General features: G+C 69.3%; 22 protein-coding genes. 9 read left to right on the top strand and 13 right to left on the bottom strand.

The window, feature by feature from the left end:
* Window positions 1-14 precede the first annotated feature (14 nt).
* Complete coding sequence (locus ACIQF0_RS41250) at window positions 15-515, bottom strand: hypothetical protein (RefSeq protein WP_360041985.1); 501 nt, start codon at window positions 513-515, stop codon at window positions 15-17.
* Window positions 515-2404: a DNA primase gene (gene dnaG, locus ACIQF0_RS41245; protein ID WP_401039323.1), complete on the bottom strand. Its 1890-nt coding sequence runs from the start codon at window positions 2402-2404 to the stop codon at window positions 515-517. The genes ACIQF0_RS41250 and dnaG overlap by 1 nt, the downstream gene beginning before the upstream one ends.
* Before the next feature lie 26 nt (window positions 2405-2430).
* Here dnaG and ACIQF0_RS41240 point away from each other — a divergent pair, with 26 nt between their 5' ends.
* Window positions 2431-3303 (top strand): sigma-70 family RNA polymerase sigma factor, encoded by an 873-nt coding sequence (locus tag ACIQF0_RS41240; protein WP_401039660.1) that lies wholly within the window; start codon window positions 2431-2433, stop codon window positions 3301-3303.
* Between the two features lie 112 nt (window positions 3304-3415).
* Window positions 3416-4042, top strand: a complete 627-nt coding sequence (locus ACIQF0_RS41235) for a dioxygenase (RefSeq protein ID WP_401039321.1) — start codon at window positions 3416-3418, stop codon at window positions 4040-4042.
* A gap of 3 nt (window positions 4043-4045) precedes the next feature.
* Here the strand turns inward: ACIQF0_RS41235 and ACIQF0_RS41230 are convergent, their stop codons facing one another.
* Window positions 4046-4858, bottom strand: a complete 813-nt coding sequence (locus ACIQF0_RS41230; RefSeq protein ID WP_401039318.1) for a class I SAM-dependent methyltransferase — start codon at window positions 4856-4858, stop codon at window positions 4046-4048.
* 4 nt (window positions 4859-4862) lie between these two features.
* Entirely contained in the window at window positions 4863-5420 is a 558-nt protein-coding gene (locus ACIQF0_RS41225) for a carboxymuconolactone decarboxylase family protein (RefSeq protein ID WP_401039657.1), read from the bottom strand.
* 85 nt (window positions 5421-5505) lie between these two features.
* Here ACIQF0_RS41225 and ACIQF0_RS41220 point away from each other — a divergent pair, with 85 nt between their 5' ends.
* A complete protein-coding gene (locus ACIQF0_RS41220; RefSeq protein WP_157512840.1) occupies window positions 5506-5682 on the top strand; it encodes a hypothetical protein in 177 nt (58 codons plus the stop codon).
* Here the strand turns inward: ACIQF0_RS41220 and ACIQF0_RS41215 are convergent.
* The 5 genes from ACIQF0_RS41215 to ACIQF0_RS41195 form a co-directional block, all read right to left on the bottom strand.
* The gene (locus tag ACIQF0_RS41215; protein WP_401039314.1) at window positions 5679-6197 is read right to left on the bottom strand and encodes a Scr1 family TA system antitoxin-like transcriptional regulator; all 519 of its coding nucleotides are present in this window, start codon (window positions 6195-6197) and stop codon (window positions 5679-5681) included. The genes ACIQF0_RS41220 and ACIQF0_RS41215 overlap by 4 nt on opposite strands.
* Window positions 6198-6275: 78 nt before the next feature.
* On the bottom strand, window positions 6276-7283 hold the full coding sequence (locus tag ACIQF0_RS41210) for a serpin family protein (protein ID WP_401039311.1): 1008 nt from the start codon (window positions 7281-7283) through the stop codon (window positions 6276-6278).
* A complete protein-coding gene (locus tag ACIQF0_RS41205) occupies window positions 7280-8287 on the bottom strand; it encodes a serpin family protein (RefSeq protein ID WP_401039308.1) in 1008 nt (335 codons plus the stop codon). The genes ACIQF0_RS41210 and ACIQF0_RS41205 overlap by 4 nt, the downstream gene beginning before the upstream one ends.
* Before the next feature lie 44 nt (window positions 8288-8331).
* Window positions 8332-9570, bottom strand: a complete 1239-nt coding sequence (locus ACIQF0_RS41200) for a deoxyguanosinetriphosphate triphosphohydrolase (RefSeq protein ID WP_401039305.1) — start codon at window positions 9568-9570, stop codon at window positions 8332-8334.
* Window positions 9570-10235 (bottom strand): YdcF family protein, encoded by a 666-nt coding sequence (locus tag ACIQF0_RS41195; protein WP_401039302.1) that lies wholly within the window; start codon window positions 10233-10235, stop codon window positions 9570-9572. Before ACIQF0_RS41195 ends, ACIQF0_RS41200 begins: the two co-directional genes overlap by 1 nt.
* Window positions 10236-10295: 60 nt before the next feature.
* Between ACIQF0_RS41195 and ACIQF0_RS41190 the strand changes: the two genes are divergently transcribed.
* Window positions 10296-11027, top strand: coding sequence for a Type 1 glutamine amidotransferase-like domain-containing protein (locus tag ACIQF0_RS41190; RefSeq protein ID WP_401039301.1), 732 nt, complete (start codon window positions 10296-10298; stop codon window positions 11025-11027).
* A gap of 16 nt (window positions 11028-11043) precedes the next feature.
* On the top strand, window positions 11044-11916 hold the full coding sequence (locus tag ACIQF0_RS41185; RefSeq protein ID WP_401039298.1) for a serine hydrolase: 873 nt from the start codon (window positions 11044-11046) through the stop codon (window positions 11914-11916).
* Here ACIQF0_RS41185 and ACIQF0_RS41180 read toward each other — a convergent pair.
* The 3 genes from ACIQF0_RS41180 to ACIQF0_RS41170 all read right to left on the bottom strand — a co-directional run bounded on the left by ACIQF0_RS41180 (window position 11906) and on the right by ACIQF0_RS41170 (window position 14774).
* A complete protein-coding gene (locus tag ACIQF0_RS41180; RefSeq protein WP_401039295.1) occupies window positions 11906-12766 on the bottom strand; it encodes a hypothetical protein in 861 nt (286 codons plus the stop codon). The genes ACIQF0_RS41185 and ACIQF0_RS41180 overlap by 11 nt on opposite strands.
* Window positions 12767-12804: 38 nt before the next feature.
* Entirely contained in the window at window positions 12805-13308 is a 504-nt protein-coding gene (locus tag ACIQF0_RS41175; protein WP_401039293.1) for a hypothetical protein, read from the bottom strand.
* An 80-nt stretch (window positions 13309-13388) separates the two neighbouring features.
* On the bottom strand, window positions 13389-14774 hold the full coding sequence (locus tag ACIQF0_RS41170; protein ID WP_189159985.1) for a glycine--tRNA ligase: 1386 nt from the start codon (window positions 14772-14774) through the stop codon (window positions 13389-13391).
* Window positions 14775-14867: 93 nt separating this feature from the next.
* Between ACIQF0_RS41170 and ACIQF0_RS41165 the strand changes: the two genes are divergently transcribed.
* Window positions 14868-15545, top strand: a complete 678-nt coding sequence (locus tag ACIQF0_RS41165) for a hypothetical protein (RefSeq protein WP_401039290.1) — start codon at window positions 14868-14870, stop codon at window positions 15543-15545.
* Here ACIQF0_RS41165 and ACIQF0_RS41160 read toward each other — a convergent pair.
* Window positions 15532-15906: an antibiotic biosynthesis monooxygenase family protein gene (locus ACIQF0_RS41160; RefSeq protein WP_401039287.1), complete on the bottom strand. Its 375-nt coding sequence runs from the start codon at window positions 15904-15906 to the stop codon at window positions 15532-15534. The genes ACIQF0_RS41165 and ACIQF0_RS41160 overlap by 14 nt on opposite strands.
* A gap of 17 nt (window positions 15907-15923) precedes the next feature.
* On the opposite strand from ACIQF0_RS41160, the gene ACIQF0_RS41155 reads away from it, so the two are divergent.
* Genes ACIQF0_RS41155 through ACIQF0_RS41145 form a run of 3 tightly spaced genes read left to right on the top strand, consistent with a single transcriptional unit; the run spans window position 15924 to window position 16959 of the window.
* The gene (locus ACIQF0_RS41155) at window positions 15924-16202 is read left to right on the top strand and encodes a hypothetical protein (protein ID WP_093600458.1); all 279 of its coding nucleotides are present in this window, start codon (window positions 15924-15926) and stop codon (window positions 16200-16202) included.
* A gap of 11 nt (window positions 16203-16213) precedes the next feature.
* Complete coding sequence (locus ACIQF0_RS41150; protein WP_089950753.1) at window positions 16214-16564, top strand: helix-turn-helix transcriptional regulator; 351 nt, start codon at window positions 16214-16216, stop codon at window positions 16562-16564.
* Complete coding sequence (locus tag ACIQF0_RS41145) at window positions 16561-16959, top strand: Fur family transcriptional regulator (RefSeq protein ID WP_030474433.1); 399 nt, start codon at window positions 16561-16563, stop codon at window positions 16957-16959. The genes ACIQF0_RS41150 and ACIQF0_RS41145 overlap by 4 nt, the downstream gene beginning before the upstream one ends.

The raw sequence follows: 16959 nt of genomic DNA, 5'->3' as shown, positions 1-16959 counted from the left end.
GTACACGCGTACTGCTAGCGCGCCAGTCCCTCGGAGAACACCGCGACGGCCGAACGCACGGCGTCGAGGTCCACGCCGGCATCCCCGCGGGCCTGCCACACGACACCGTCCCGGCCGGGGACCTTGCGCTGCAGGATCCACACACCGGGAGACTCGACGCGCTCGCGCACCCGGATCGACCCCTCGACGCGCTGGCTGATCGCCCGCAGCACCCGGCGCGGGTCGTCCAGCGCGAACCGTTGCGCGGGAAGGTCTTCCAGCAGCACCACAGCGCCCTCGGTGGAGGCCTCGACGGCCTCGACGACCCGCAGCGCGCCCTCCCACTTCACCTTGCTGACCAGGTGCCAGCCGATCCGCCGCGGCGACTCCCCCGGCACCCACAGCCCGAGCGACGTCACCACGACGTGCCCGCCGGTCTGCACGGGCGCGTGCGCGATCACGGTCTCGTCGCGCTCCAGCTCACCGGTGAACCCGTCCGGCGCGCCATCGCCGAACACCCGTCGGAACAACCCCACTACAGCACTCCCGCACTCTGCTGCAGGAGCGCCTTGCGGTACTCCTCCAGCGCCACCAGGTCGCCCCACAGCGCCCGGTACTCGTCGGCGTCCTTGATCGGGGACAGCCGCCGCAGTCGCGACTTCACGTCCTCGACCTGCTTGCCGACCTGCACCTCCTGCAGCCGCGCGATCACCATCGACACGTAGCGGAACTCGTCGTTCTGCTTGACCGCCAACGGTTCCACCGCGAGCTCGGTCATCACGGACCGCACCGAGGCGTGCGAACACGCCTGCGAGATCGCCTCCAGGTACGCGGAACCCTCCAGCCCGCAGGACGCGCCACCGGCCTCGCGGATCGCCCGGTGCAGCGCCACGTACGCCGGATCCGTGAAGGACTCGTCCGGCAGCGAGTCGTACAACGGCCCCGCGTACTCGGGCAGCCGCAGCGCGATCTTGAGCACTTCGCGTTCGGGCACCAGGCGAGGGTCGCGCGGGTTCGGCCGGGACGGGCCGTCGACCTCCACGCCCAGCGCGATCTGGTTCGGGTCGACGCGCGCGGCGGGGACGGCGGGCGTCTTGCCGCCGGAGACCTGACGGACCCGGCGCACGACCATCGCCTCGTCGTCCCAGCCCACCCACCAGGCGAGCCGCGTCGCGTAACCGTCGCGCTTGGCCCTGTCCTTGATCTGGGCGACGAACGGCACCATCTTCTTGAGCGCCTCGACACGGCCGTCCACCGAGTCGAGGTCGTAGGACCTGAGCTGGGCCTTGATCGCGAACTCGATCAACGGGATGCGCCGCGCCACCAGGTCGCGCACCGCCACGTCGCCCTTGGCCTGCCGCAGCTCGCACGGGTCCATGCCGTCCGGCGCGACCGCGATGTAGGTCTGCGCGGAGAACTGCTGCTCCCCCTCGAACGCCTTCAGCGCGGCCTTCTGACCGGCCTCGTCACCGTCGAAGGTGAAGATGACCTCGCCGTTCACGTCGTCGTCGATCAGCAGCCTGCGCAGCACGTTCATGTGGTCGGTGCCGAACGCGGTGCCGCACGACGCGACGGCCGTCGGCACGCCGGCCAGGTGCATCGCCATCACGTCGGTGTAGCCCTCGACGATGACGGCCTGCTTGCGCTTCGCGATCTCCCGCTTGGCCTGGTCGAGCCCGAACAGCACGTGCGACTTCTTGTAGATCATCGACTCGCTGGTGTTGAGGTACTTCGCCTGGATCGGGTCGTCGTCGAAGATCCGCCGCGCACCGAACCCGACGACGTCGCCGCTGATCTCCTTGATCGGCCACAGCAGCCGCCGGTGGAACCGGTCGATCGGCCCCTGCTTGCCCTCCTTGACGAGCTGCGACTTGATCAGCTCCTGGAGCTCGAAACCACGCCCCAGCAGGTGTTTGGTGAGCTTGTCCCAGCCGCCGGGCGCGAAGCCGCAGCCGAACTGGCGTGCCGCTGCCTCGTCGAACCCGCGCTCGGCCAGGAACTCCCGCGCCGCCTGCGCCTCGGGCGTCTTGAGCTGCTCCGCGTAGTACTCGGCGGCCACCTTGTGCGCCTCGATGAGCCTGCCGCGCGTGCCCCGGTCGCGCTGGATCGTGGCGCCGCCGCCCTCGTAGGTGAGGTGGATGCCCGCCCGGTCCGCGAGCCGCTCCACCGCCTCCACGAACGACAGGTGCTCGACCTTCATCACGAAGGCGATCACGTCGCCGCCCTCGCCGCAGCCGAAGCAGTGGAACGTGCCGTGCGACGGGCGCACGTTGAACGACGGCGACTTCTCGTCGTGGAAGGGGCACAACCCCTTGAGCGCGCCCCCACCCGCTCGCTTCAGCGAAACCTGGTCACCGACGACCTCGTCGATCCGGCTGCGCTCACGCACCAATGCGATGTCGCTTTCCCTGATGCGTCCTGCCACACGGCTGAGTCTAATCCCCTGGCAAACTGCCAACTGTGACCACCGCTGACGTCTTCGGACTCCATCGGACGCACCTCATCGGCGTCGCCTACCGGCTGACCGGCAGCCTCGCCGACGCCGAGGACGCCGTGCAGGAGGCGTGGCCGCGGTTCGCGAAGGCCGAGGGTGTGCAGGACGCACGCGGCTGGCTCACGACCGTGGTGAGCCGCATCTGCCTCGACCGGCTGCGGTCCGCCGCCGTGCGCCGCGAGACGTACGTCGGCTCGTGGCTGCCGGAGCCGTTGCTCACGACCGGCGCCGAGGACGACCCGCTGGAGAGCGTGGTGCGCTCCGACGGCGTGCGGATGGCTGCGCTGGTGCTGCTCGACCGGCTCACCCCGGACCAGCGGGTGGCGTTCGTGCTGCACGACGCGTTCTCGTTGCCGTTCACCGAGATCGCCGAGGTGTTGCAGGTCTCGGAGGCCTCCGCTCGCCAGCACGCGTCCCGTGCCCGCAAGGCCGTCGCGGACGCCGAACCGCCGCCCCGCGCGGCGCTGGCCGAGCAGCAGGAGGTGCTGGAGAAGTTCCTGCGGGCCATGGCGAACGGGGACCTCGACGCCGTGCTCGCACTGCTGCACCCGGACGCCGTGATGATCGGCGACGGCGGTGGCAAGGTGCGCACCGCGGTCCAGACGGTCACCGGCGCGGACAAGGTGGCGCGCTTCTTCTTCGGTCTCATCCGCAAGTACGGCTTCCCGGAGGAGCACCGGCCGGTGTTCGTCAACGGCGAACTCGGCTTCGCGATGCCGGCGTACGGCGACGTGACGGCGCGTGTGACGTCGTTCACCGTGCACGAGGGCAAGGTCGTGGCCGTCTACGACATCGCGAACCCGGACAAGCTCACCCACGTCGCGTTCTGACGGGGTTTTGGTCTGGACCGTAACTGGAGCCGGGATCGTTTCGTCGCTAACGTCCTGTCCGCTGGTCCAGCCCAAGCCCCCTGCCGCGGGTTGCAACCACCGGAGTTCGAACATGCCCGAACAAGACAACCCCTCACGCCGGGCGTTCCTGGCGACCGGTGCGGCCGCAGTGGTCGCACTGACCGCCGCCGGCACCACCACGGCGCGCAGCGCGCCTCTCCCCCTGACCCCGACCTGCGTCGATGACGACGACACGCCGTCGAACATCGAGGGTCCCTACTTCAAGCGGAACTCCCCGCAGCGCACGAACCTGCGCACGCCCGGCGTCACCGGGATCGTGCTCAGCATCACCGGGTTCGTCTACACGATGAAGTGCGCGCCGATTCCCAACGCACTGCTGGACTTCTGGCAGGCGGACGACCGCGGCGTGTACGACAACACCACGTTCAAGATGCGCGGCCACCAGTTCAGCAACGCCTCCGGCGCGTACGTGCTGGAGACGATCGTGCCGAAGGACTATCCCGGCCGCACCCCGCACATCCACGTCAAGGTGCAGGCGCGGGGCGGCCCGATCCTCACCACGCAGCTGTTCTTCCCGGACAACCTCAGGGCGTACGGGATGAACGTGGCCTACCTGAACCGGCGCGACGCCTACCTCGACCGCGAGTGCGAGGTCGAGCTCGGTCCGCTCGTCGGCAACCGCTACACCGCCAAGTTCGACTTCGTCATCGACAGCTGATCCCTACCACCGCAGTCGCAGCAGCTTCCCGACGTCGCGGAGCTTCGGGATCGCGCTGACGACCTTCATCTGGATCCTGCCGGACCTGGGCAACGCGTCCAGGTGCGGCAGGTCCACGCTGCGCCAGGCGTCCACTGTGGTCAGTCCGGGACGCAGGGCCTCGATCTCGCTCGGATCGTCGACGCCCCAGTGCAGGACCGCGCCGGCGTTGCGCACGGCCGGCACGAGCTTCTGCAGCTTGATGCCCCACGAGCCGTACACGTCGAACAGCAGCTCACCACCGGCGAACCGGTTGGTGATCCTGCTGATCAGCGCATGCCCCTCCGCCTGCGTGAGGTACATCGAGAGGCCCTCGAACACCGCGACGACCGGGCGGTCGGCGGGCACCTCGGCGAGCCACGCGTCCTCGGTCACCGACGACGCCACCAGCCGGTAGTCGCCTTGGGGCGTGGGCAAGAGCTTGTGCCGCAACGCGACGACGTCCGGCATGTCGACGTCGATCCACCGCACGGTGTCCGGCCGTTCGATCCGATGCGCGCGAGTGTCCAGCCCACAGGCCAGATGCAGCACCGTGCAGGACGGATTGGCGCGGAGGAACTCGCGGGTCCAGTCGTCGAGCACCCGCCCCCGGATGGCAACACCGACCGCCGACGTCGTGTTCATCCCGGTCTTGCCGAAGTCGTAGTCGATGCGGTCGACAGCGCGTTTGGCCTCGTCGTCGTGCAGCACGGACGCGGGGCGCTCGCTGTCGAGCGCCCGGCCGTACAGAGTGGCGAGCATGGTCTCCTGCGCACCCGTCAGGGCGATCTTCTCCACCGCTCTAGTTTGTCGGTACGCGGCAGGCGTCACCACTGGTGAAGCCCTGGTCCTTGATGTCGAACGCGCTGTTGAACCGAGCGCGCTGGTTCTCCAGCGCGATCTGGTAGGTCAGCGCGATGAGTTCCTTGCGCCCCAGCAGCTTCTCCAGTTCCGCCACCTGCTCGTCGGTGACGGCGACGGGTGTGTCGGTCATCGCGTCGGCGTAGGCGAGCGCCTTGCGTTCGAGGTCGGTGAACAGCGGCGAGGTGGCGTACTCGTCGATGTGCTTGAGGCGTTCGACGTCGAGGCCTCCGTGCTTCATCAGCATCGCGCCGAAGTCCACGCACCACGAGCAGCCGAGCTTCACCGCCGTCCGGTAGACGCAGAGCTCGAACAACGGCCCGTGGATCGCCTTCTTGACCGCCAGCTCGTGCCGGCCGCTCGCCATCAGCAGTTTCGGGTGGTGCGCCATCACCGTGACGGGCTCCGGCACCGCCCCGAACTCACGCCGCGCGAACCAGTACACGGCCTTGAGCAGCGGGCCGGCGTCCTTCTTCGTGATTCCCTTGATCCTCGTCATGCCCTGTGGACGAGGCAGCTCGCCGGAACGTGACAACACCTTTGGGTGACTGGGTTGCGAGGCGGCCAGCTCATAGGGTCCATCCATGAGCAACGACTTCGTGCTGGACATCGACCACGAGTCGGCCGGCCTGCTCGCGGGAACATTGCTGGCAGGCGACTCGTGTGCGGTCCCGGTGCGACACCAGAACGTCAAACTGCTGCTGTGCGCGCTGCCCGGCGAGGACGGCATGCGGCTGTTCCTGCGCCGCAACACCCCCTAGCGGTCGTAGACGGCCACATATTCCATGAGCACGTCACGCGACCGCTCGTTGTCGAGAGCGACGGCGTGCATGCGCTGAAAGATGGCCACGGCCCGTTCCACGGTCGCGGCGTCACTGGCGAGCGTCCAGTTCGCGAGGTAGACCAGCGGCGGCTCGTGCTCGTACTGGATGAGCGCGTAGTCGAGCCCGACCGCCGCCGCCCCGCCCGCGCTGGCCGGCACGATCCGGATCGACGGCGCGTGGAACAGCAGGTGCAGGACCTGGTCCTCCATCAGCCGGTTGCCGCCGACCACCGTCTGCAGCGCGTACTCGTGGATGAAGAACACGCACTGCGGCAACACGCCGTCGCGCTGCAGCTCCGGCGTCGGCGCGAGGCCCAGCGCCCTGGCCAGCGCCTTCGCGTAGCACTCGGTTCTGAGCAGGACGGGAACGGTGACGCCGCTGAAGCAGGTGATCTGGGTGGCGCCCGCCGCGGCGAGCACGACGAGCTGCTCGCCGGCACCGTGCTGGGTCATGCGTGGAACGGTAAAGCCATGATCATGATCTCGCCGCGCGAAACGCTCGCCATCAGGGCGAATGGGCCCCGAAAGTGGTCACGGACGAGCGATTTGCGCGAGGAAGTAGATCGCCTTCGAACGGGCGTGCCGCACCGCGACCAGGAACGGCCGGTCCACCTGCACGGCGATCGGGTCCACCGGTTTTCTCGGTGAAGTGCCCCTGCTCTTCACCACGGCGGTCGCGGCAGCACCCTCCAGGCCCTGTTCGTCGAGGCGCAGCACGGCCTCGTGGATCACGGCACTCACGAACAGCGGGTCCGGCGAGAGCCCGCCCAGGTCTGCGCCCGGCGAGAACATCGTGCCCACACCGAGCTGTTCCAACGTCTCCCGCAGCTCGAACGTCTCCCGAACGTCCACTTTGGGCAGTGACAGCGCGATGGCGGTGCTGTCGCGCACCTCGAACGCGGAGGCGTGCAGCGGCTGCTCCAGCGACTCGTCCGGCAGCAGCACCAGCGCCTCCACTCCCGAACGGGCGGGCAACGCGATCGTCTGCCAGCCCTCGGCCCTGGAGTAGCCGAGGGAGGCCGTCACCTTCATCGTCGGCACCTCGACGTCGCCACCAGGAGCGTGGAACAGCCTCGGCTTCGTCTTGCCGGCGCTGAACGCGGTCTTCCACCCGGCCTTGAGATAGAGGGCGTTGACGATGATCGCCCCGTCGTACGGGCGGGTCGGAGGCGGGAGCAGCTCCGGGATCAGGTTGCGGGTCGACTCGGCGACTTCGGCGTTCACCCGCTTGCGCACGGTCTTGGCGTCGGCGAAGTCCGCCTGCCGGACGGAGGACGCCAGCGAGAAACCGGGGTTCAGCGGCAGGGTGTCGTCGGCCCACAACGTGTTCGCGACCGCCAGGTCCTCGACGTCGAGCGCGTCCTCGGGGTCGAAGCCGGCGATCAACCGGTCGAGCTCGTCCCGGGTCCTGCCGTGGGCTGCCTCGCGGACCAGTGCGAGCGCACTGGCCACGGAGAACGGCGACCAGCACGCGTTCGAGGCGGGATCGGGCACGGCGACGCGGTGCAGGTCCAGCGCGAAGGTCGTCTGATCGGTCACGGGCGGGCGACCTGCGCGAGGAAGTAGATCGCCTTCGAACGGGCGTGCCGCACCGCGACCAGGAACGGCCGGTCGACCGTCACCACGACCGGGTCCACCGGGATCTCGATCGACACCGTCCGGAACGTGACAGCGGTGGCCGCCGCGCCCTCGAGGCCCTGCTCGTCCAGGCGCAGCACGGCCTCGTGCACGACGTCGTCGACGAACATCCGCTCGTCCGGTGAGAGGCCGGAGAAGTCGGCGTCGCGCGCGAACATGCGCTCGACTCCGAGCTGCCGCAACGTGTTCTTGAGGTTGAACCTCGCCCGTACGTCCACTTTGGGCAGTGAGAGTTCGAGCCGGGTGAAGTTCTGCGCGGCGAGCACGGACGGGTTCAGCGGCTGGTCCAGCGACTCGTCCGGCAGCAGGATCACCGTCTCGACGCCGGAGTCCGCGGGCAGCACGATCGTCTGCCAGCCGTCGTGGTGGGCGTAGCGGAACTTCTCGGTCACCTTCATCGTCGGCACGTCCACGTCGCCGCCGGGCGCGTGGAACGGCTGCGCGGCGGTCTCCCAGTCGGAGAACGGGTTCAGCCAGCCGACCTTGAGGTACAGGGCGTTGACGATGATCGCGGCGGCGTCCGCGGGCGGCGCGTCCGTCAGCAGTTCGGGGATCAGGCCGCGGGTGGTCTCGGCGACGTCGGTGTTGACGAGTTTGCGGACCGTCGCGGGGTCGGAGAACGCCGTGCGCCGCACCGAACCGGCGAGCGAGAAGCCCGGGTCGATCGTCAGGTCGTCGTCGGCCCACAGCGTGTTCGCGACGGCCAGTTCGGGGACGTCGAGCGCGTCGGAGGCGTCGAAGTCGCCCAGGAGCCCGCCGAGTTCGGCGCGGGTCTCGCTGCCGGCGGCCTCACGGGCCAGTGCGAGGGCGCTGGCCACCGAAAACGGCGACCAGCACGCGTTCGAGGACGGATCGGGTACGGCGACGCGGTGCAGGTTGAGAGCGAAGTCGGCCTGGTCGGTCACGGAATCTCCCCGAGGATCGGACTTCGGCACGGATCCCTTCGAACCTACGCCGATGCGCGGTGCCAGGCCACGGCCTGCGCGTCGGTGAGCAACGCGACCTGGTCGATGACGACGCGAAGCCTTGCGGGGTAAGAGGAAGCGGCCGCGAACACCGGGCGGAAAGCGGGGTCGAGCAGCGTCGGGCGCTCCATCAGGCGGGCGACGAGGTCGGTGATCAGGTCGCGCTGCTTCGCCTGCATGGCCAGGCGCGCCGGGTCGCTCATCACGTACCGGACGGCCATCGCCTTGAGCAGCGCCACCTCCGCCGCGACCTGCTTCGGGACCTCCAGCGCGGCGTTGTACCTCGTCAGCGCCCCGTCGCCGTGCACGGCCCGGGTCGCGGTGACGGCGGCGGAGGCGAATCGGCCGACCAGTTCGCTGGTGAGGTTCTTCAACGCCACCTGCGCGCCGAGCGAGCCGTCGTACTCGCGGTCGGTCCAGTACGCGATCACCGGCAGCGTCAGCAGGTCCTCGGCGGTGGCTTCGAGCGTGGCCACGGACTCGTCGGAGAACGTCTTCGCGGCGAGCGACGCGATGGCGCCGCGTTCGTCGGGACGGGCCAGCGCGCCGAGGCTGATGCGGTGGGCCAGCACGCCGTCCTCGACGTCGTGCACCGAGTACGCCACGTCGTCGGACCAGTCCATCACCTGCGCCTCGATGCACCGCTCACGGTCCGGAGCGCCCACACGCATCCACTCGAACACTTCGAGGTCGTCGTCGTACGCGCCGAACTTCACGATGCCCGGCGTGCGCGTCCACGGGTATTTCGTCGACGCGTCGAGCACGGCCCGCGTGAGGTTCAGTCCGTGCGCGGTCTTGGGTTCGAGGCGCGCGAGGATGCGGAACGTCTGCGCGTTGCCCTCGAACCCGCCGCACGGGCCCGCGAGCTCGTTCAACGCCCTCTCGCCGTTGTGTCCGAACGGCGGATGCCCGATGTCGTGCGCGAGGCCGGCCGTGTCGACGATGTCGGGGTCGCAGCCCAGTTCCTCACCGATGCCGCGGCCGATCTGCGCGACCTCCAGCGAGTGCGTCAGGCGCGTGCGCGGCACACCGGTGACCTCGGAACCCTCACCAGGGCCGACGACCTGGGTCTTGCCGGCGAGCCTGCGCAACGCCGCGGAGTGCAGCACACGGGCCCGGTCGCGGGAGAACGGCGTGCGGGTGTCGGTGCGGGCGCCCGGCAGCGCGGCGCTCTTGGGGTCTTCGGAGAGCAGGCGCTCCGCGTCGTGGCCGGTGTATCCCATCAGCCGATTTTAGGGAGCTTGAGCTCGTCGAACACGCCCGCGTGAGCCTTCATCAGGCGGTAGTACAGCAAGGCTCCGGTCTCGCGCTTGATGTAGAACCACTGCGTCTCGCGCGTCTGCACGTTCGGACCGCTGCGGGTCGGCGACGTCCAGGCGTGCAGACCGGCGTCCTCGGCCATCGTGCGAGCGCGCAGCGAGTGCCACGGGTCGCTGACGATCACGGCGGTCTTCAGGTCGCGTTCCCTGGCGACGGACGCGACGGCCCGCAGCGACCCGAGCGTGTCCGCTCCCTCGCCGACCTGGAGCACCCTGTCCTCCGGCACACCCCGCTTGACCAGCCACAACTTGCCGACCTGGCCCTCGGTGAAGTTGTCACCCGGCTGCCTGCCGCCGGTCGTGGCGATGTAGCCGACGACGCCCTCCTGGTAGAGGCCGAGCGCGTGCTCCAGGCGTGCCGCGAGCACGTCGGACGGGACGCCGTTGTACTGCGCGGCACCGAGGACGATCGCCATGTCGGCCTTCGTCCAGTCGTCGACGCGGGCGACCTGCCACACGCGGAACGCCGTGCCGCCGCCCACGAGCACGCCGATGACCAGCGCCCCGAACACGAGGCGCAACACGATCCGGCGAATCCGGGCGAAGGGCTTGAGGGGCGTGGTCCGCACACCATGCATGCTCCCAGACCGCGCGGGTGCCGCGTTGACGCCCCTGCGAGGATCATCGTCATGCCTGCTGAGCAGCCCACCATCCTCGCCACGTCCGGAGGTCTGCGCTCAGGGCGCCGGACCCTCGTCGAGTTCAACAAGCTGATCCACTTCGCCCTCGACCTCTCCGGCGTCGACGGCCGCACACCGCGCCTGTGCCACGTCGGCACCGCGGGCGGCGATCAGCGGAACATGAACGCGAACATGGCCGAGGCGGGCAAGGTCGCGGGCGTCGACGTGTCGATCCTGAACCTCTTCACGATGCCGCCGACCGACGACCTCGAGGACTACGTGCTGTCCCACGACGTCGTCTGGGTGGGCGGCGGCTCGGTGGCGAACCTCCTCGCGGTGTGGGAGGTGCACGGCCTCGGCGAGGTCTTCCGCAAGGCGTGGGAGGCGGGCGTGGTGCTCAGCGGCGTGTCCGCGGGCTCGATCTGCTGGCACACCGGCGGCGCGACGGACTCGTTCGGCCCGGACCTCCGGATCGTCACGAACGGCCTGGGCTTCCTGCCCTACGGCAACGGCGTGCACTACGACTCCGAGGAGCAGCGCCGCCCGAAGATCCACGACGCGGTGGCCGCCGGAGTGCTGCCGACGACGTACTGCACCGACGACGGCGTCGGCCTGCTCTACCGGGGCACCGAGCTCGTCGAGGCGGTGACGGAACGGCAGGGTTCCGGCGCATACGTGGTGGTCAGGGAGGATTCTTCAGCAACCGCACAGGAGGAAAAGCTCGACACCAGGCTCCTGTGAGACGGACCTTGGAAGTGTGCGCTGGGCTCTGATCCTCTTCCTCGTGGCGGCCGTGTTCGTCGTCCCGGAGGCTGCGCCGTGCCAAGCGCACGGGAAGCCGTCAGCTGACATATCGCGCGGCCCCGATGTCTTGGACACCGGTGACGGCTCGCTGGATCCCGGCGACGCCGATATATCGGATACCAGCACGTCGTCGGCGATATCCGACATATCAGCGGCTGACATATCGGATATCGCGGCAGCGGGCGGCGCGTCCGACGTCGGCGTCGCGGTGCTGGACCTCCAGACGGACCAGGTCGTCTCGGAGCAGGGTGACAAGCCGTTCTACTCGGCGTCGCTGGCGAAGCTCATCCTCGCGTTCGACGCGTTGCACCAGCAGCTGTCGGCCGACGACGTCGACCTCGTCGACCGGGCGCTGAGCGCGAGCGACGACAACGCCATGGACGTGCTGTGGACCCGGTTCGACGGCATGGACGCCATCGGCCGCGTCGCCGCCGAAGCGGGCCTGACCGGCACCCACGCCCCGGACGACCCGTCGCAGTGGGGAGAGGTCGTCATCACCGCGAACGACATGGTGCGGCTCTACCAGCACATCCTCGACTCGCCGGAGCGCGACGCGATCGTCGGCGCGCTGTCGAAGGCGCCCGCCACCGCCGCCGACGGCTTCGACCAGGCGTTCGGGCTGCTCGGCGTCACCGGCGCCTACGCCAAGCAGGGCTGGATGTACTACCTGCCGAGCGAGGTCTACCTGCACAGCGCGGGCGTGCTCGACGACCGCTACGCCGTCGCCGTGCTCACCACGAACCCGACCGGTTCCTGGACCACGGCGAGGCAGTCGATCAACGCCGTCACCACGGCCGTCCTCGCGAAGCTCGGCGTCAAGAGCTGAGCTTCCGGCTCTCCCGCCACGGCCGGTCCCACGCTCCGGTGAACTCGCGCACCGCGAGAAGCGCGATCGCCAGGAGCACGACCGCGCCGAAGATCAGCCCGCCGATCAGAATCCCCGAAGCGCCACCGATGGATCCGACCTTGGCCACCGCGTACCCGCAGGCGCCCGGAAGGATGAAGTACGCGGCGATGTTCCTCCGCCGAGCCGAGTAGACGTCCCGCACGCGCGCCAGGAACACGCCGAGCAGCACCGGCGTGAGCGTCACCAGCAGGCCGGGGACCTCCAGCACCAGCCAGTGCGGCGGCGCCGTGAACATCACCGCCAGCACCCCGGCCGACAACGCGACACCCGCCGTGACGAGCACGGTGCCGAGCGCCCTGATCCGCTGGGCAGACGCCTCGGCCTCGGAGTCCGGCACGATCGGCCCGAAGGCGTCGACGACGACCATGTGCACGGCCCGGCTGCCCAGCACCACGAACGCCAGCGCGGTGACCACCGGTATCGCGAGCACGATCACGAACACGAACCCCACGAGGAAGTACCCGGACCCGTCCGCCGGCTCGAGGCCGAGCCCGAACCAGTAGAACGGGAAGAGCAGCGACAACGCGGCCCCTTCGAGCACGACGAACACGTGCCGCAACCGAACGGCCGAAGGCGCGTCGGTGATCCGCGTCGCCACCGCACCACCCGCCACCGCGCACAGGCACACCAGCCCGCCGGTCACCGCCGCACCCAGGAGGACCTGCGGGTTCCCGACGTCGACCACCGCCGCGGTCACCACCACCCAGGCGAGCAGCGCCACACCCACCGCGGCCTGCACGAGGCCGCGCTTCCTGATCTGCTCCCCCATCACGCCTCTTACACGCGAGAACGCCCGGGATTGTTGCCTCAGCCGACCCGCAACACCTTGCGCGCGGTGAAGAACGCGACCCCGCCCAGCACGACGAGCAGGCCCAGCACCGCGAGGTACACCACGGATCCGACGGTGAACGGCACCGGCCGCTCCGCGTTGCTCAGGGCCATCACCTCGCAGAACCACGCGAACATCGCGCAGAAGATCGCGCCGGCCCACCACACGCCGAGCAACCGCCGGACCAGCCGAGCCCCGTTCACGTCGACGAACTCACCCCGAGCGCAGGACCGGGCCGTCGCGAGGCCCACGCCGGACAAGATCCCCCAGAACGCCCCGATCCCGGCCGTCATCACGCCGATCACGTTGATCGGGCTGTGGGAGGACGGCAGGGTCAGCCCGACAGCGACGAGCACGATCCCGAACACCAGCGCCACACCGATGAGGGACAGGCCTGTCAGCGCCAGCCGCGTCCTGATCCCTTCGACGCGCGGTGCGGACACCCGCACCCACGCCGGCCGCACCCCTGGACCAATGATCATCAACGACGCCGGCCCCCTGCACGCTGTGACGAAGTGACTTCACAGCGTAGCAGCGGGTACCGCCGAACGGAGTAGCCGAACTAGCAGCCGACGAGGCGCGCCGCGAGGTACGACTCCAGCTGGTCCATCGCCACGCGCTCCTGCGACATCGTGTCGCGCTCCCGCACCGTCACGGCGAGGTCGGTGAGCGTGTCGAAGTCGACCGTCACGCAGAACGGCGTGCCGATCTCGTCCTGACGGCGGTAGCGGCGGCCGATGGCGCCCGCGTCGTCGAAGTCGACGTTCCAGTTGCGGCGCAGGGCCGTCGCGAGGTCGCGGGCCTTCGGCGACAGGTCTGCGTTGCGCGACAACGGGAGCACGGCGACCTTGACCGGGGCCAGCCGCCTGTCGAGCTTCAGCACGACGCGCTTGTCCACGCCGCCCTTGGCGTTCGGGGCCTCGTCCTCGGTGTAGGCCTCCAGCAGGAACGCCATCATCGGGCGGCCGACACCCGCGGCGGGCTCGATGACGAACGGCTTGAAGCGCGAGTTCGTGGCCTGGTCGAAGTACGACAGGTCGACGCCCGAGTGGTTCGAGTGCGTCGTCAGGTCGAAGTCGGTGCGGTTCGCGATGCCCTCGAGCTCACCCCACTCCTGGCCGCCGAACTGGAAGCGGTACTCGACGTCGACGGTGCGCTTCGAGTAGTGCGACAGCTTTTCCTTCGGGTGCTCGTAGTGACGCAGGTTCTCCTTGGAGATGCCCAGGTCCGTGTACCAGCGGGTGCGCTCGTCGATCCAGTACTGGTGCCATTCCTCGTCCGTGCCCGGCTCGACGAAGAACTCCATCTCCATCTGCTCGAACTCGCGGGTGCGGAAGATGAAGTTGCCCGGCGTGATCTCGTTGCGGAACGACTTGCCGATCTGACCGATGCCGAACGGCGGCTTCTTGCGCGACGTCGTCTGCACGTTCAGGAAGTTCGTGAAGATGCCCTGCGCGGTCTCGGGGCGCAGGTAGTGCAGGCCCTCCTCGGTCTCGATCGGACCGAGGTGCGTCTTGAGCAGGCCGTTGAACATCTTCGGCTCGGTGTAGGTGCCGCGCACGCCGCAGTTGGGGCACGGCACGTCGGAGACGTCGCCCTCGGCGACCTCCTTGCCGGTGCGCTCCGCGTACTCCTCGGACAGCGTGTCCGCGCGGAACCGCTTGTGGCACGACTCGCACTCGACGAGCGGGTCGACGAACGCCTCGACGTGACCGGAGGCGACCCACACGTCACGCGGCAGGATCACCGACGAGTCCAGGCCCACGACGTCCTCGCGGCCGCGGACCATGAAGTTCCACCACTGGCGCTTGATGTTGTCCTTGAGCTCCACGCCGAGAGGTCCGTAGTCCCATGCCGAGCGGGTACCGCCGTAGATCTCCCCGCACGGGTAGACGAACCCCCTGCGCTTGCAGAGGCTGACAACGGTCTCGATGCGATCGGCGGGCAAGGGGAACTCCATCGGGCGAATGAGAATCGGGGGCTCAAGCCTAGCCCGTCACGTCACGCCCCGAACGGGCGACCGGAGCCTTACCCTGCACGGATGGAAGACCGGCTGCGAGAGCTGTGGGACTTCGCCGACCTGGGCGGCACCGAGGCGCGGTTCCGCGCGAGGCTCGACGACGAGGCGACCGACGACGGGCGCGCGGAGGTGCTGACCCAGCTCGCCCGCGTCGAGGGGCTGCGCGACAACTTCGCCGCAGGTCACGCGTTGATCGACGAGGCGGAGACGCTCGTGTCCCCCGACTCGACGGGCCGCGTGCGCGCGTTGCTGGAACGCGGCAGGTTGCACCGTTCCGGCGGTGATCCGGAGGCCGCGCAACCGTTGTTCGTGGCGGCGTTCGTCCTCGCGAAGAAGCGCGACGACCTGTGGTTCGCCGCGGACGCCGCGCACATGGTGGCCCTGGTCGACGACCCGGAGAAGTGGACGCAGGTCGGGCTCGACGTGATCGCCGAGCACCCGAACCTGACGCACTGGCTCGGGCCGCTGTACAACAACCTCGGCTGGTACTACTTCGAGCACGAGCGTTACGAGGACGCGCTGACGGCGTTCGACCAGACGCCCGCTCCGTACGCGGCGTACGGCAAGGCCAAGACGCTGCACATCCTCGGCCGCACCGCCGAAGCCGCACAGGCCGCGCGCAGGGCGTTGGAACTGCTGCCGGACGGCTCGGACGAGGAGTTCCTCGCGGAGATGACGAAGATCGCTAGCGAGGAGTAGCCGGGCCCGCCGCCTCGCCGAGCCGCACCGTGAACGCGTCCTGCGCGAGCACGCTCGTGTGCGTCTCGACCTCACCGCCGGCGCTGGTCAGCTTCGGCTCGTACATGGCGGGCTCGTCGGTCAGCGCCTCGGACAGCAGCGGGATGACGTGTTCGCGCACGGGGAACGGCGACATCGCGCGACGGTAGGCCACCACTGACTCGAACTCGACCGTCAGCACCCAGCGGTCGTCCTCGTCGGTCGAGCGCGCCAGCGTGCCCTTGCGGCACCCCGGCTGGGCCGTCAGCAGCTTCAACGCCTGCTCGACGCGCGAGGTGAACGACTCGGGATCGGATACGCGGAAGCGGCACACCAGCAGCACGGTGCAAGGATGGCACGGTGACCTCCAAGCGCCCTCTTCTGCCCGGCGACGGCCCACTCGCGCGCGTCCGCCCCGTCGTGGCGTTCGTGCTCGTGCTCGGTCTGTTCATCACGGGCGTGTTGGTGGGCGGCACCCTCGGCGCGGTGCTGCTCGGTGTGCTGATCGTGGGCGCCGGCGTGCTGCTGGCAGCCACCTGGAAGGTTCTTTCCCCAGCTCAGCGCACATTGCGCGTGGTGGTCCTGCTCGTACTGCTCATCATCACCGTAGAATTGGTTGTGAAAATCCCTACCAGGTGAGGTGCGCCGCCATGACCGTCCAGTTGCACGGCGAGCACTCCCCCGAACGCGCGGCCCCCGCGCCCGCGCCGCCCCGTTCCGCGCACACCCTCGCCGAGGCCGGCGACCTGCTGCGCGCGTTGGCCGCCCCGGTCCGCATCGCCATCGTGCTGCAGCTGCGGGAACACGACCGCTGCGTGCACGAACTGGTCGAGGCACTGGGAGTCGCCCAGCCGCTGATCAGTCAGCACCTGCGCGTGCTGAAGTCGGCGGGCGTGGTGCACGGCGAAAGACACGGCCGTGAGGTCGTGTACCGACTGGTAGACGAACACCTGGCGCACATCGTGGTGGACGCTGTGACGCACGTCGAGGAGAAGTTGTGACCGGACTGAGGTCCACCAAGCAGCGCACCGCGGTGTCGAACCTGCTCGACCAGCTCGACGACTTCCGCAGCGCCCAGGAACTGCACGAGGAACTGCGCCGCCGCGGCGAGGGCATCGGCCTGACCACGGTCTACCGCACCCTGCAGTCCCTCGCGGACGCAGGCCAGGTCGACGTCCTGCGCACCGACTCGGGCGAGGCGATCTACCGCCGTTGCTCGGCGCACCACCACCATCACCTCGTGTGCCGCCACTGCGGCCGCACGGTCGAGGTGGAGGGTCCCGCCGTCGAGAAGTGGGCGGACCGGGTGGCGGCCGAGAACGGTTTCTCCGAGGTCAGCCACACCGTCGAGATCTTCGGCACGTGCGCGGACTGCACGGCCAAGGGCCTCAAGTAG

The sequence above is a fragment of the Lentzea sp. NPDC092896 genome, assembly GCF_044754905.1.
Lineage (GTDB): Bacteria > Actinomycetota > Actinomycetes > Mycobacteriales > Pseudonocardiaceae > Lentzea.
This window is presented reverse-complemented; position numbering and strand designations above follow the sequence as displayed.

Coding starts and splice junctions, on each gene's coding strand:
- ACIQF0_RS41180 (WP_401039295.1), bottom strand. CDS start 12,766: ATGGGGGAGCAGATCAGGAAGCGCGGCCTCGTGCAGGCCGCGGTGGGT.
- ACIQF0_RS41225 (WP_401039657.1), bottom strand. CDS start 5,420: ATGACGAGGATCAAGGGAATCACGAAGAAGGACGCCGGCCCGCTGCTC.
- ACIQF0_RS41215 (WP_401039314.1), bottom strand. CDS start 6,197: ATGACCCAGCACGGTGCCGGCGAGCAGCTCGTCGTGCTCGCCGCGGCG.
- ACIQF0_RS41165 (WP_401039290.1), top strand. CDS start 14,868: ATGGAAGACCGGCTGCGAGAGCTGTGGGACTTCGCCGACCTGGGCGGC.
- ACIQF0_RS41175 (WP_401039293.1), bottom strand. CDS start 13,308: ATGATCATTGGTCCAGGGGTGCGGCCGGCGTGGGTGCGGGTGTCCGCA.
- ACIQF0_RS41235 (WP_401039321.1), top strand. CDS start 3,416: ATGCCCGAACAAGACAACCCCTCACGCCGGGCGTTCCTGGCGACCGGT.
- ACIQF0_RS41220 (WP_157512840.1), top strand. CDS start 5,506: ATGAGCAACGACTTCGTGCTGGACATCGACCACGAGTCGGCCGGCCTG.
- ACIQF0_RS41150 (WP_089950753.1), top strand. CDS start 16,214: ATGACCGTCCAGTTGCACGGCGAGCACTCCCCCGAACGCGCGGCCCCC.
- ACIQF0_RS41200 (WP_401039305.1), bottom strand. CDS start 9,570: ATGGGATACACCGGCCACGACGCGGAGCGCCTGCTCTCCGAAGACCCC.
- ACIQF0_RS41190 (WP_401039301.1), top strand. CDS start 10,296: ATGCCTGCTGAGCAGCCCACCATCCTCGCCACGTCCGGAGGTCTGCGC.